This window comes from Pseudomonas sp. B21-009, from assembly GCF_024749345.1.
GTDB lineage: Bacteria > Pseudomonadota > Gammaproteobacteria > Pseudomonadales > Pseudomonadaceae > Aquipseudomonas.
Genome location: NZ_CP087199.1, coordinates 3,906,965 through 3,919,659, shown reverse-complemented (window position 1 = coordinate 3,919,659; position 12,695 = coordinate 3,906,965). Strand labels below are relative to the sequence as shown.

General features: G+C 62.9%; 12 protein-coding genes. 7 read left to right on the top strand and 5 right to left on the bottom strand.

The window, feature by feature from the left end; all coding sequences use genetic code 11:
- Positions 1 to 133: 133 nt before the first annotated feature.
- The 3 genes from LOY34_RS17960 to LOY34_RS17950 are packed head-to-tail and all read left to right on the top strand — an operon-like array spanning position 134 to position 3,431.
- A complete protein-coding gene (locus LOY34_RS17960) occupies positions 134 to 868 on the top strand; it encodes a molecular chaperone (protein ID WP_258663787.1) in 735 nt (244 codons plus the stop codon).
- Between the two features lie 36 nt (positions 869 to 904).
- A complete protein-coding gene (locus LOY34_RS17955; RefSeq protein ID WP_195884647.1) occupies positions 905 to 1,531 on the top strand; it encodes a response regulator transcription factor in 627 nt (208 codons plus the stop codon).
- A gap of 13 nt (positions 1,532 to 1,544) precedes the next feature.
- The gene (locus LOY34_RS17950; protein ID WP_195884646.1) at positions 1,545 to 3,431 is read left to right on the top strand and encodes an ATP-binding protein; all 1,887 of its coding nucleotides are present in this window, start codon (positions 1,545 to 1,547) and stop codon (positions 3,429 to 3,431) included.
- On the opposite strand, the gene LOY34_RS17945 is transcribed toward LOY34_RS17950, so the two are convergent.
- A complete protein-coding gene (locus LOY34_RS17945) occupies positions 3,418 to 4,152 on the bottom strand; it encodes a phosphoadenylyl-sulfate reductase (protein WP_093387442.1) in 735 nt (244 codons plus the stop codon). The genes LOY34_RS17950 and LOY34_RS17945 overlap by 14 nt on opposite strands.
- Positions 4,153 to 4,281: 129 nt before the next feature.
- Between LOY34_RS17945 and thrH the strand changes: the two genes are divergently transcribed.
- The gene (thrH, locus tag LOY34_RS17940) at positions 4,282 to 4,899 is read left to right on the top strand and encodes a bifunctional phosphoserine phosphatase/homoserine phosphotransferase ThrH (RefSeq protein ID WP_195884645.1); all 618 of its coding nucleotides are present in this window, start codon (positions 4,282 to 4,284) and stop codon (positions 4,897 to 4,899) included.
- Between the two features lie 44 nt (positions 4,900 to 4,943).
- On the opposite strand, the gene pabB is transcribed toward thrH, so the two are convergent.
- The 4 genes from pabB to LOY34_RS17920 form a co-directional block, all read right to left on the bottom strand.
- Complete coding sequence (gene pabB / locus LOY34_RS17935; protein ID WP_195884644.1) at positions 4,944 to 6,287, bottom strand: aminodeoxychorismate synthase component I; 1,344 nt, start codon at positions 6,285 to 6,287, stop codon at positions 4,944 to 4,946.
- Between the two features lie 127 nt (positions 6,288 to 6,414).
- Positions 6,415 to 7,392, bottom strand: a complete 978-nt coding sequence (locus LOY34_RS17930; RefSeq protein ID WP_045194737.1) for an alpha-L-glutamate ligase-like protein — start codon at positions 7,390 to 7,392, stop codon at positions 6,415 to 6,417.
- On the bottom strand, positions 7,392 to 8,924 hold the full coding sequence (locus LOY34_RS17925; RefSeq protein WP_045194736.1) for an inactive transglutaminase family protein: 1,533 nt from the start codon (positions 8,922 to 8,924) through the stop codon (positions 7,392 to 7,394). Before LOY34_RS17925 ends, LOY34_RS17930 begins: the two co-directional genes overlap by 1 nt.
- 5 nt (positions 8,925 to 8,929) lie before the next feature.
- Positions 8,930 to 9,466 (bottom strand): ATP-dependent zinc protease, encoded by a 537-nt coding sequence (locus LOY34_RS17920; RefSeq protein WP_026001282.1) that lies wholly within the window; start codon positions 9,464 to 9,466, stop codon positions 8,930 to 8,932.
- Between the two features lie 293 nt (positions 9,467 to 9,759).
- Here LOY34_RS17920 and LOY34_RS17915 point away from each other — a divergent pair, with 293 nt between their 5' ends.
- The 3 genes from LOY34_RS17915 (at position 9,760) to prpC (ending at position 12,562) form a co-directional block, all read left to right on the top strand.
- Positions 9,760 to 10,470, top strand: coding sequence for a GntR family transcriptional regulator (locus LOY34_RS17915; protein ID WP_045194728.1), 711 nt, complete (start codon positions 9,760 to 9,762; stop codon positions 10,468 to 10,470).
- Positions 10,467 to 11,357: a methylisocitrate lyase gene (gene prpB, locus LOY34_RS17910; RefSeq protein ID WP_045194726.1), complete on the top strand. Its 891-nt coding sequence runs from the start codon at positions 10,467 to 10,469 to the stop codon at positions 11,355 to 11,357. The genes LOY34_RS17915 and prpB overlap by 4 nt, the downstream gene beginning before the upstream one ends.
- 77 nt (positions 11,358 to 11,434) lie before the next feature.
- A complete protein-coding gene (prpC, locus tag LOY34_RS17905) occupies positions 11,435 to 12,562 on the top strand; it encodes a 2-methylcitrate synthase (RefSeq protein ID WP_195884643.1) in 1,128 nt (375 codons plus the stop codon).
- Positions 12,563 to 12,695 lie beyond the last annotated feature (133 nt).

The window sequence follows — 12,695 nt, the reverse complement described above, 5'->3', positions numbered from 1 at the left end:
CAACCCCCGAACTGGGCAATTGGAAGTTTCGCTGTCAGTTAAGGAAGTTTCCTACAGCCCCTGCCGGTTGCCCGGACAGCCCGGGTGGATGAGAATGATATTAATTGGCCAGTTGAGCTGGGAGCTAAACGACATGAAAGGAATACTGGCGGTACCGCTGCTATGGATACTGGTGGCGAGCGCTGCGCTCGCCGGGCCCGAGCTCAACATCGGGACCTTCTACGATTACCTCGACGGTGAAAAGAGCACGTTGCTCAAGCGCGTGCGCAATGCCGGCGACACCACCGCCTTCGTCAAGGTCAGCGTCGCCGAGCTGGTCTACGATGAGCAGGGCCAGGCCCGCGAGGTTGAAATGGACGGCCGCGAGGCGTTGCAGCGTGGCCTGGTGGTGAGCCCTGCGCGGTTGATCATCCCCGCCAATGGCATGCAGGCGGTGCGCCTGCTGTATCGCGGCGAGCGTGAGCACGAGCGTTACTTCAGGCTGCGTTTCATCCCGGTGCTGCCGGAGGTCAACGACGGTTTTGCCGTGACCGAAGATGAAGCCGAGCGCTATGAAAACGCCCTCAAGGTCGGCGTCAACATTTTGGCCGGCTACGGCTCGATCCTGTTCGTGCGGCCCCAGGCCAGCCGCTACCAGGTCGAGGTCGAGCATGAGGCCGGGCGCTTCCTGGTCCCCAACCGGGGCAACACCACCATCGTCCTCGATCATTTCAATGATTGCGCCGCCGGCAACAAGGACTGCGCCCCGGCGACCAAGCACCATGTGCTGCCGGGCAACACTCGCGTGTTTGAAAAAAAGCCCGGACGCCATTACCGCTTTGAACTGGTCGAGGGCGAGCAGCGCCGCGAAATTACCTTCAAGGGCTGAGCCGGAGCCCGCCAACATCGTGGCATGAGGGAAGGTATGAGTAGTGTTCTGATCGTGGACGATCACCCGTTTATTCGCTCCAGCGTCAACCTGCTGCTGGTCAGCGAGCGCTTCGAAGTGGTCGGCCAGACCGACAACGGCATCGATGCCGTGCGCCTGGCTCGTGAGCTGAGCCCTGACCTGATGATCCTCGATATCAGCATTCCGGGCCTGGACGGCCTGGAGGTGATTGCCCGGGTCAAAGCAATGAAGCTTGCACTGAAAATTCTGATTCTGACCTCTCAGCAGGCTGATTATTTTTCCCTGCGCTGCATGAAGGCCGGCGCGGTCGGCTATGTATCGAAAACCGACGATTTATGCGAGCTGAGCAAGGCCGTGCATGCGGTCATGTCCGGCTACACCTACTTCCCTGAAGTCGCCTTGAGCTCGGTGAGCAGGGTCGATGTGCGCGCCTCGGAAGCCGAGTGCATCGCCAGCCTGACCAACCGTGAACTGCTGGTGCTGCAGCAACTGGCCCGCGGCCTGAGCAACAAGGCCATCGGCGATGCGATGCTGTTGAGCAACAAGACCATCAGCACGTACAAAACCCGTCTGATCGAGAAGTTGAGGGTCAAATCATTGGTGGACCTGGCGGATGTCGCCAAGCGCAACCTGCTCATTTAGGTTGCCCAATTGTGTGCATGCTCGCTTGCTGCAGGCGCTGGTGTTGCTGGTACTGCAGTGCCTGGCCACAGTGGCCGGGGCCGAAGAGGTAGCGCCAGGCATCTGGCCGGATGCCATCCGCGGCCTGCACGCCTTTGAGGCGCAAGCGCATGCGGTGGCGGTGCAACACCCCACGCTGGCGATTGTCGACAGTTTCTGGCACGAAAACGGGCGCCTGATTGCCCAGGCTTGTGCCGTGGTCGGCAGCTTGCTAGCGCTGGCGCTGGTGTGGATTCACTACCTGCGCCAGTCAATCCGCAAGTGCGAACGGGCCGAGCGTGCCCTGACCGAAATGTATGCTGAACTGCAAGCGGCCAAGGAACAGGCAGAGGCGGCCAACCAGGCCAAGACGACGTTTCTGGCGACCATGAGCCACGAGATCCGCACGCCGATGAACGCCCTGTTGGGCATGCTCGAACTGGCCCAGGAAAAGGCCGATCAGGGTGTGCTCGACCGGCTGGCTATCGAGGTGGCCTCAAGCTCGGCGCGTGGCCTGCTTGAACTGCTCGGCGATGTGCTGGATGTCACCCGCATCGAATCCGGCCATTTGCTCCTTGAACCGCGCCGCACCCAGCTGCGCCAGCAGGTCGAAGGGGTGGTGCGCATGTTTGAACAGCAGGCCCTGGGCAAAGGCCTGCGCCTGCACCTGGAGGTTACCGGCGCCCTGGACAGCGACGTTCTGCTCGACGCCCTGCGCTTCAAGCAGATTCTCTCCAACCTGATCAGCAATGCCATCAAGTTCACCCGTGAAGGCTCGGTGCGTGTGCGCCTGCACACCCAGCGCCGGCTGCGCCGCGTGGAGGTGAGCCTGGTGGTGGAAGATACCGGCGTCGGCATTCCCATGGCCGATTTGTCACGCCTGGGTACGCCCTATTGCCAGGCCAGCAACAACCGCCAGGCCGGGCGCAATGGTGCCGGGCTGGGGCTGAGCATCTGCCGGATGCTGTGCGAGCTGATGGGCGGGCGTATGCAGCTGGACAGCAGTATCGGTGTCGGTACCCGTGTCGAGGTGCAGTTGAACCTGGCCTGCCTGCCACCGGCGGCGTCCAGCGACGCTCCGGGCCGGCGCCGGGAGAGCGCAGGCCTGAGCAAGCCGCTGAAGGTGCTGGTGGTGGATGACTACCCGGCCAATCGCATCCTGCTCATGCACCAGCTCGGTTACCTGGGCCATCGCGTGCGGGTCTGCGAGCACGGCGGCGAGGGCTTGCGCTGCTGGCTGCGCGAGTCGTTCGATGTGGTCATCGCCGACTGCAACATGCCGATCTTCGATGGCTATCGGCTGGCCAGGGCGATCCGCGAGCATGAGCGGCGCGCCGGCCGCGAGGCTTGCCGGGTGCTGGCGGTGACCGCCAATGCCCAGGCGTCGGAACGTGCCCGCTGCCTGGCGGCGGGAATGAATGCCTGCCTGTTCAAGCCCTTGAGCATCGACGATCTGCAGCAGGCGCTGGAGGGCCTGACGGGCCGTGTCGCGGTGCCGGTGGTGGCCCAGGCAGCGCCGGTGCTACCGGGCATGGACATCTCCAGCCTGCTGGTGCTGGCCGCCGGTGATCAGGACAAGGTCCGGGCCCTGCTCGGCGATCTGGTCAGCAGCAATCGCCAGGACCTGCGCGGTCTGGACCGGTTGCACGATGGTAAGGATCGGGTGGCGTTGGCCGACCTGGTGCATCGGCTCAAGGGCGGGGCGCGGATGATCCGTGCTCATGAGGTGTTGGCAGTTTGTCTGCAGCTGGAGCAGGCCTGCAGTACACAGGCGCCGGCCCACCGCATCAGCCAGCTGGTGCAGATGCTGCGCCAGGCGATTATCGACCTTGAGCAGCACCTGGAGCGCTATTGCCAGCGCGAGGAGGTCAACCCTTGGTGATCAGGTTGCCGGCGTGCAGCCCGCATTCTTTCTGGGTCGACTCTTCCCACCACCAGCGGCCTTCGCGCTCGTGCTGGTTTGGCAGCACCGGGCGGGTGCAGGGCTCGCAGCCGATGCTGATGAAACCGCGCTCGTGCAGGCTGTTGTATGGCAGTTCGAGCATGCGGATGTAACCCCAGACTTCCTCGCTGCTCATCTGTGCCAGCGGGTTGAACTTGTACAGGGTGTGCTCGGGGCTCGAGAAGGCGCTGTCGATTTCCAGCGCCGCCACCTGGCTGCGGGTGCCTGGGCTCTGGTCGCGGCGCTGGCCGGTGGCCCAGGCGCTGACAGTGCTCAGCTTGCGCCGCAGCGGCTCGATCTTGCGGATGCCGCAGCACTCGCCATGGCCGTCCTTGTAGAAGCTGAACAGGCCTTTTTCCTTGACGAAGGGCTCGAGCTTGCTGTGATCGGGGGAGAGGATCTCGATCGGCAGCTGGTACTGTTCGCGCACCTGGTCGATGAAACGGTAGGTTTCCGGGTGCAGGCGGCCGGTATCCAGGCTGAACACCTTGAGGTTCTTGTTGAGCTTCCAGGCCATGTCCACCAGCACCACGTCCTCGGCGCCGCTGAAGGAAATCCACAGGTCATCGCCGAAGTGCTCGAAGGCCAGCTTGAGGATGTCTTGCGGCGACTTGTTGGCGTAGGTCGCGGCCAGGGCGGCGACGTCGAAGGGTTGGCTCATCAGGCGGCTTCCGGTCATTGAATGGCGCTTGGCGCTCGTAATGCCCTGATCTTAACAAAAATTGCCCGGGTAGACGCCGCGCATGTAGAGTGCGGCTTCCCATTTTTGGCGTTGTTCGAGGAGTGTGCTGTGGAAATTGCCTGTCTCGACCTGGAAGGCGTATTGGTCCCGGAAATCTGGATCGCCTTCGCGGAAAAAACCGGAATCGAATCGCTGCGGGCCACTACCCGTGACATTCCCGATTACGACGTGCTGATGAAACAGCGCCTGCGCATCCTCGATGAGCACGGCCTGAAGCTTTCCGATATCCAGGCGGTGATCGCCACGCTCAAGCCACTGGACGGCGCCATCGAGTTCGTCGACTGGCTGCGTGAGCGTTTCCAGGTGGTGATTCTTTCCGACACTTTCTACGAGTTCTCCCAGCCGCTGATGCGCCAGCTGGGCTTCCCGACGCTGCTCTGCCACCGGTTGATCACCGACGAAAACGACCGGGTGACCGGCTACCAGCTGCGCCAGAAAGACCCCAAGCGCCAGTCGGTGCTGGCCTTCAAGAGCCTGTACTACCGGGTGATTGCCGCAGGTGATTCATACAACGACACCACCATGCTCGGCGAGGCAGATGCGGGGATTCTGTTCCATGCGCCGGACAACGTCATTCGCGAGTTTCCGCAGTTCCCGGCGGTGCATGATTTTTCGGCGCTGAAGAAAGAGTTCATCAAGGCTTCGAACCGCTCGTTGAGCTTGTAGGGCCTCATCGCGGGGCGACGCCTCGACTTGCCCCGCGATGCTTTTCAGAGGCCTTGCAAGGTCTCGAGCAACACCTTGACCTTGGTGATCGACTCTTCGTACTCCGCCTGCCAGTCCGAATCCGCCACCACTGCGCCACCCCCCCAGCAGCACACCTGACCGTCCTTGACCAGCAGGCTGCGGATGGCGATCGAGCTGTCCATCTCGCCGCGCACATCCACATACAGCAACGACCCGCAGTACAGCGCCCGACGGCTGGGTTCCAGCTCGTCGATGATCTGCATGGCGCGGATTTTCGGTGCGCCGGTGATCGAGCCGCCGGGGAAGCTGTCAGCGATCAGGTCCAGGGCATCCTTGCCGGCCGCCAGGCGCCCGGTGACGCTGCTGACCAGGTGATGCACGTTGGGGTAGCTCTCCAGGCTGAACAGCTCCGGGACCTTCACCGAACCGATCTCGCAGGTGCGCCCGAGGTCGTTGCGCAGCAGGTCGACGATCATCAGGTTCTCTGCGCGATCCTTGCTGCTGCCCAGCAGTTCGGCGGCGTTGCGCGCATCTTCGTCGGCATCGCTGCTGCGCGGGCGGGTGCCCTTGATCGGCCGGGTTTCGACCTGGCCATTGCTGACCTGGATGAAACGCTCCGGCGAGAAGCTCAGCAGCGCGCTGCCGTCGGCCAGCAACTGGAACCCCGAATACGGCGTCGGGCAGGCCTGGCGCAGGGCCTGGTAGGCGTGCCAGGGGTCGCCCTGGCAGGGCGCGCGAAAGCGTTGGGTGAGGTTGATCTGGTAGCAGTCGCCGGCATGAATGTACTGCTGCACGCGGTCGAAGGCCTGGCGGTAGCTGTGTGCGCTGATATCGCCGCGCATCGGTGCTTGCAGGGCGAAGCTGGCGGTATCGATAGCGGGTGGCGCCTCGAACAGTTCAATCAGGCGCTGACGTTCGGCTGCAGCCAGGCTTGGGTGAAACAGCAGCTGGCTACTGTGCAGGCGGTGATCGCTGATCAGTGCCCAGGCATACAGGCCAAGGCTGGCATCGGCCAGGCCCAGGTCATCGACAGCGATGCTTGGCAGTTGCTCCAGGCGCCGACCAAAGTCGTAGCTCAGGTAACCGATCAGGCCACCGGCAAACGGCAACTCGATGCCGTCCGGTACCTGCGCCAGGCCCAGTTGCGCCAGGCTTTCACGCAGCCGTTGCAGGTAGGCGCTGCCGCTTTCACCCGCAGTGGGCGTCAGGGTTTGCAGCGGCCAGGCGCTGAGCAGGTCAAAGCGGCCGCGTTCGGCGCTAGGCCGGGCGCTGTCGAGCAACACGGCGCCGGGCGCGTGGCGAATACGCGCGAAGTAGGCCGCAGGGTCGGCCTGGTAGGGCAGGGGGTGGAGCGTACAGGTCGGCATGCAAGTAACAGCTATGAATGCGGGGAGGCGATTGTAGTCCTCTGTAGGAAATGCTCCTAGCGCTGACTACGACATAGAGGCTCCAGGGCGCGCCAGCCGGGCAGGCTGGCGCGCACAGGATGTGGACTCAGCTCGGCACGTGGCCGAACAGCTCCTGGGCGAAGCGTACGCGTTCTTCGGGGCTTTCCTGGCGGCCGTCTTTGGCCAGTTGCTCCAGGTGCGCTTCCACCGCGTGGGTACGCAGGGTCAGGCCGCAGTCGTTGGCGATCTGGATGTTCAGGCCGGGGCGGGCGTTGAGTTCGAGGATCAACGGGCCCTTGTCCTGGTCCAGCACCATGTCGACACCGATGTAGCCCAGGCCGCACAGCTCGTAGCAGCCGGCGGCAAGCTTCATGAAGCCGTCCCAGTTCGGCAGTTGCACGCCGTCCACCGCGTTGGTGGTGTCCGGGTGCTTGCTGATGATGTTGTTCAGCCAGGTACCGCGCAGGGTCACGCCGGTGGCCAGGTCGACGCCGACGCCGATGGCGCCCTGGTGCAGGTTGGCCTTGCCGCCGGACTGGCGGGTCGGCAAACGCAGCATGGCCATCACCGGGTAGCCCATCAGCACGATGATGCGGATGTCCGGCACGCCTTCGTAGCTGATGCTCTTGAAGATCTGGTCGGGGGTAACGCGGTACTCGATCAAGGCGCGGTCGCGGTGACCGCCCAGTGAGTACAGGCCGGTGAGGATGCTGGAGATCTGGTGCTCGATTTCCTCGTGGCTGATGATCTTGCCCGAGACCGTGCGGTAACGGTCTTCGAAGCGATCGGCAACCACCAGGATGCCGTCGCCGCCGGCACCCTGGGCAGGCTTGACGACGAAGTCGCTGCGCCCGCCGATGATCTCGCCGAGCTTGTCGATCTCTTTCTCGGTGGAGATGATCCCGTACATTTCCGGCACATGGATGCCGGCCTGGATCGCACGCTCCTTGGTGATGATCTTGTCGTCGACGATCGGGTACAAATGGCGCTTGTTGTACTTGAGGACGTAGTCCGCATTGCGCCGGTTGATACCCATGATGCCCCGGGCCTCCAGGGCTTTCCAGGTTTTCCAGAGACCGAACATCAGGCGTCAGCCTTCACGAAAGCCTTGAAACGCACCAGCTCCGTCAGGCGGTAGCCGCGGTAGCGACCCATCGCCAGCATGAAGCCCACCAGAATCAGCAGTACCGCCGGGAAGGTGAAGACGAAGTACACCAGCTCCGGCACGCTCATCAACAGATGCGCCAGGGAGGCAGCGAACAGGGTGCCGATCGCCACTTTCATGGCATGGCCGCCGCCGCGTTCTTCCCAGGTGATCGACAGGCGCTCGATGGTCATGGTCAGGATCACCATCGGGAACAGCGCGACCGACAGGCCACGTTCCAGGCCCAGCTTGTGGCTGAACAGGCTGATGGCGGCGATCAACACCACGACGAAGGTGAGTACCACCGACAGGCGCGGCAGCATCTGCAGCTTCAGGTGTTCAAGGTAGGAGCGTAGCGACAGCCCGAGCGCGGTAATCACCGTGAACAGGATGATGCCGAAGCCCAGCTGGGTTTCGCGGAAGGCCAGGGCGATCAGCACCGGGGTGAAGGTACCCAGGGTCTGGATGCCGATCAGGTTGCGCAGCACCAGGATCACCAGCACGCCGATCGGGATCATCACCATGATCATGAAGGTCTGCTGGGTCTGCAGCGGCAGGCCGTACAGCGAGTACTCGAGGAAGTCGGCGTCGGTGTTCTCGTCGGTCAGCTTGGCCAGGCGAATGGCGTTCATTTCGCTGTTGTTGAGGCTGAAGCTGACGTTGGCTTTCTTGCCGCCATCGACGGTGATCAGGTTGTCGTCACCGGTCCACCACAGCAGGCGGTCGGCCGGCAGGCCTTGCTCGCCGGTGTCCGGGTTGAAGTACAGCCAGTCGCTGCCGTTGAAGCTGCGCAGCCACAGTTCAGGGGTTTGCGGCTGGTCGGCGACCAGGCGGATGGTGTGGACCTTCTCCACCGGCACGTGGGCAATCGACAGCAGCAGGTCGATGACCTTGGCCTTGTTCAGCGACGAGGTATCGCCGGCCAGCAGCAGCTTGACGTTGTCGTCGTTGAGGTTGTTGACCCGCTTGATGGTCTCGCCAACGAAGGTTTCGACGTCGGCCGAGTGCTGGCGAATAGGCGCCATCAGGGCTTCGGCGGCGATCTTCTCGGGGCCTTCGACCGCCAGGCTGTCGCGGAAGGTCGGGCCTTTGATCTTGGCTTTTTCGGTGCTGTAGCGCTTGGTCAGCACCAGGCGGTAGTAGAGGGTCTGGTTGCCGCTGGCGCGACGGGCCGACCAGGTCACCTTGCGGTTGCCGTCGACGCGGTTGACGCTGACGCCGTAGTTGTTGGAGATGAAACTCTCGTTGAGGCTCACATAGTCGCGGCTCAGCGGCGGCACGAACATCTGGACCTTGACCGGGTCCTTGGGGCTGGCGACGAACTCGACCTTGGCGTCGATGTTCCACAGGTCATCGGTTTCGTCCTCGGTCACCGGAATGCCGAGAAAGAAGATCTGATAGGCCGTGACCAGGATGCCCAGTAGCACCAGGACGGTAATCAGGACTTTCAGATGGAGGGTAAGAGAGCGCATCAGGATTACTCTGCGGTGTGAGCGTCAGTGGCGCAGGCGGGTTTGCCGGCAGCGTATTTAAGGCTTGGATCGACCAGCGCGTCGAAGTGCTTGAGGGCCTCGGAGCCGATCAGCAGCGGATACTGGAACGCGCTGCGGTCGGTCAGGTTCACTTCGATGCTGCGCAGGGCCGTACCCATGCAGATGTTCATGGCAATCACCGGGCGGGCGGTATAGGCCTTGCCTTCGTCCGGGTCGTAATCTCCGGCGCGTCGCTTGATCTTGCTGACGCGGGCCAGTGGTCGTTCTATCGGATGCGAGTGGGCAGCGTCAATTGCCAGGTAGAAGCGCACCCATGACTCACCATTGCGCTTGAAGCGCTTGATGTCGCGGGCACTGAGCGAGGCGGTCTTGGCCCCGGTGTCGAGTTTGGCCGCCACTTCCAGGTCGATATCGGCCAGGCGGGCGTATTCATTAAGGCCGTACACGGTCTTTTCCGCAGCCTGGCCCAGGGCCGGCAACAGACAGAGGCTGAACAACAGGGGGAGGGGCGTAAGTCTCATAAATCCTGGCGCGGTGCTGTGCGATGTTCGGGTCAAGGCCACTGGCAGTACTGCGCAAGCTTCCTCGTTTACCTGGCACCTGCATAAACAGATGACAGACACACTATTCGTGCCCCGTCGGGAGGCGCGGCATTCTATCACGCTGGTGTGCTGGCGCCAGCGGCTGGACTCAGACAACAGCGGACACCTTGAAGTTCGTTCTTAGACGATTGTCGACAATGTTCATTTTGTCTTTGACTCCGCATGCCGATTTAGCTAGTTTTGCCCTCATTGATTTATGAGGTGTCGACAATATGCTGGACACAGCCCAAGCCCCCGGCACAGTGGCAGACGACAGCGAAACCCTCTCGGAAAACGTCTTCCGGCGTATCCAGGCGGCCATCGTCAAAGGCGAGATCGCCCCCGGCAGCAAGATCTCCGAGCCTGAGCTGGCACGCACCTACGGCATCAGCCGCGGGCCGCTGCGCGAGGCCATCCACCGCCTGGAAGGCCAGCGCCTGCTGGTGCGCGTACCGCATGTCGGGGCGCGGGTGGTGTCGCTCAGCCATGCCGAGCTGATCGAGCTGTACGAGATCCGCGAGTCCCTCGAAGGCATGGCCTGCCGCCTGGCCGCCGAGCGTATGAGCGTAGCCGAGATCGACGAGCTGCGCCGGGTGCTCGACACCCACGAGCGCGACGCCACCTTCCAGGCCGGCCTGGGCTATTACCAGCAGGAAGGCGATTTCGACTTCCACTACCGGATCATCCAGGGCAGCGGCAACCGCACCCTGGTGCAGATGCTCTGCGGCGAGCTGTATCAACTGGTGCGCATGTACCGCATCCAGTTCTCCGCCACGCCCAACCGGCCACGCCAGGCGTTCGCCGAACACCACCGGATTCTCGATGCCATCGCCGACCGTGACGGTGAACTGGCCGAGCTCTTGATGCGCCGGCACATCGGCGCCTCCAAACGCAACATCGAGCGTCACTATCTGGACGCTACCAGCCCACGAGGTGAGTCATGAGTCAGAAAAGCAGTCCCGGCCAGCGCTTTCGCGATGCAGTTGCCGCCGAACACCCGTTGCAGGTGGTCGGTGCGATCAACGCCAACCACGCGCTGCTGGCCCAGCGTGCCGGTTTCAAGGCCATCTACCTGTCTGGTGGCGGTGTTGCCGCAGGCTCCCTGGGCCTGCCTGACCTGGGCATCAGTGGCCTGGACGACGTGCTGACCGACGTACGGCGCATCACCGACGTCTGCGACCTGCCGCTGCTGGTCGACGTCGATACCGGTTTTGGCTCCTCGGCGTTCAACGTCGCCCGTACGGTCAAGTCGATGATCAAGTTCGGCGCTGCCGCCATTCATATCGAAGACCAGGTCGGCGCCAAGCGCTGCGGCCACCGCCCGAACAAGGAGATCGTCACCCAGCAGGAGATGGTCGACCGCATCAAGGCCGCCGTTGATGCCCGTACCGACGACAGCTTCGTGATCATGGCGCGTACCGACGCCCTGGCCGTCGAAGGCCTGGAAGCGGCCCTGGACCGCGCTGCCGCCTGCATCGAAGCCGGCGCCGACATGGTCTTCCCGGAAGCCATCACCGAGCTTTCGATGTACAAGACCTTTGCTGACCGGGTCAAAGCCCCGATCCTCGCCAACATCACCGAATTCGGCGCGACGCCTTTGTACACTACCGAAGAGCTGGCCTCGGTCGATGTCTCGCTGGTGCTGTACCCGCTGTCGGCCTTCCGCGCCATGAACAAGGCCGCGGAAAACGTCTACACCGCGCTGCGCCGCGACGGCACGCAGAAAAACGTCATCGACACCATGCAGACTCGCATGGAGCTGTACGACGCCATCAACTACCACGTGTTCGAGCAGAAGCTCGACGCCCTGTTCGCCCAGAAAAAGGGCTGAATGCTCGAACCTGTAGGAGCGGGCTTGCCCCGCGATTAGCCAAGATTCCATAACAATTTCAAAAGTGGAGAAAGACAATGGCCGAAGCAAAAGTACTCAGCGGTGCCGGCCTGCGTGGTCAAGTGGCCGGGCAAACCGCACTGTCGACCGTGGGCCAGGCCGGTGCCGGCCTGACCTACCGTGGTTACGACGTGCGCGACCTGGCCGAGCACGCGCTGTTTGAAGAAGTCGCCTACCTGCTGCTGTACGGCGAGCTGCCAAGCAAGGCGCAGCTGGCCGAGTACCAGCAAAAGCTGAAAACCCTGCGCGACCTGCCGCAGGCCCTCAAGGAAGTGCTTGAGCGCATTCCGGCCAACGCCCACCCGATGGATGTCATGCGTACCGGTTGCTCGGTGCTCGGCACCCTGGAGCAGGAGCTGACCTTTGCGCAGCAGCACGACAAGACCGACCGCTTGCTGGCGCTGTTCCCGGCGGTGATGTGCTACTGGTATCGCTTCAGCCACCATGGCGTACGCATCGACTGCAGCAGCGACGAAGACACCATTGGCGGGCACTTCCTGCACCTGCTGCACGGCAAGAAACCGAGCGAGCTGCACGTCAAGGTGATGAACGTCTCGCTGATTCTTTACGCCGAGCACGAATTCAACGCCTCGACCTTCACCGCGCGGGTTTGTGCCTCGACCCTGTCTGACCTGTACTCCTGCGTCACCGCCGCCATCGGCTCGCTGCGCGGCCCGTTGCATGGCGGCGCCAACGAAGCGGCGATGGAGCTGATCGAGCGCTTCCAGAGCCCGCAGGAAGCGGTCACCGAGCTGCTGCAGATGCTCGCGCGCAAGGACAAGATCATGGGCTTTGGCCATGCCATCTACAAAGAGTCCGACCCGCGTAACGAAGTGATCAAGGCCTGGTCGAAGAAGCTGGCGGACGAGGTGGGCGATACCGTGCTGTACCCGGTGTCCGAAGCCATCGACAAGACCATGTGGGAGCAGAAGAAACTGTTCCCCAACGCCGACTTCTACCATGCCTCGGCGTACCACTTCATGGGCATCCCGACCAAGCTGTTCACCCCGATCTTCGTCTGCTCGCGCCTGACCGGCTGGGCGGCGCATGTGTTCGAACAGCGTGCCAACAACCGCATCATCCGCCCGAGCGCCGAGTACACCGGCGTCGAACAGCGCAAGTTCGTGCCAATCGAACAACGCTGAGACCAGGCCGAGCTGCAAGCTTGAAGCGCCAAGCTGCAAGTAACAGCAGGGATGTGCCCCGGCAGTAAATGCTGACGCACCACTCATCTGCTTTGCTTGCCGCTAGTGGCTTGGGGCTTGTAGCTGGCTTTCG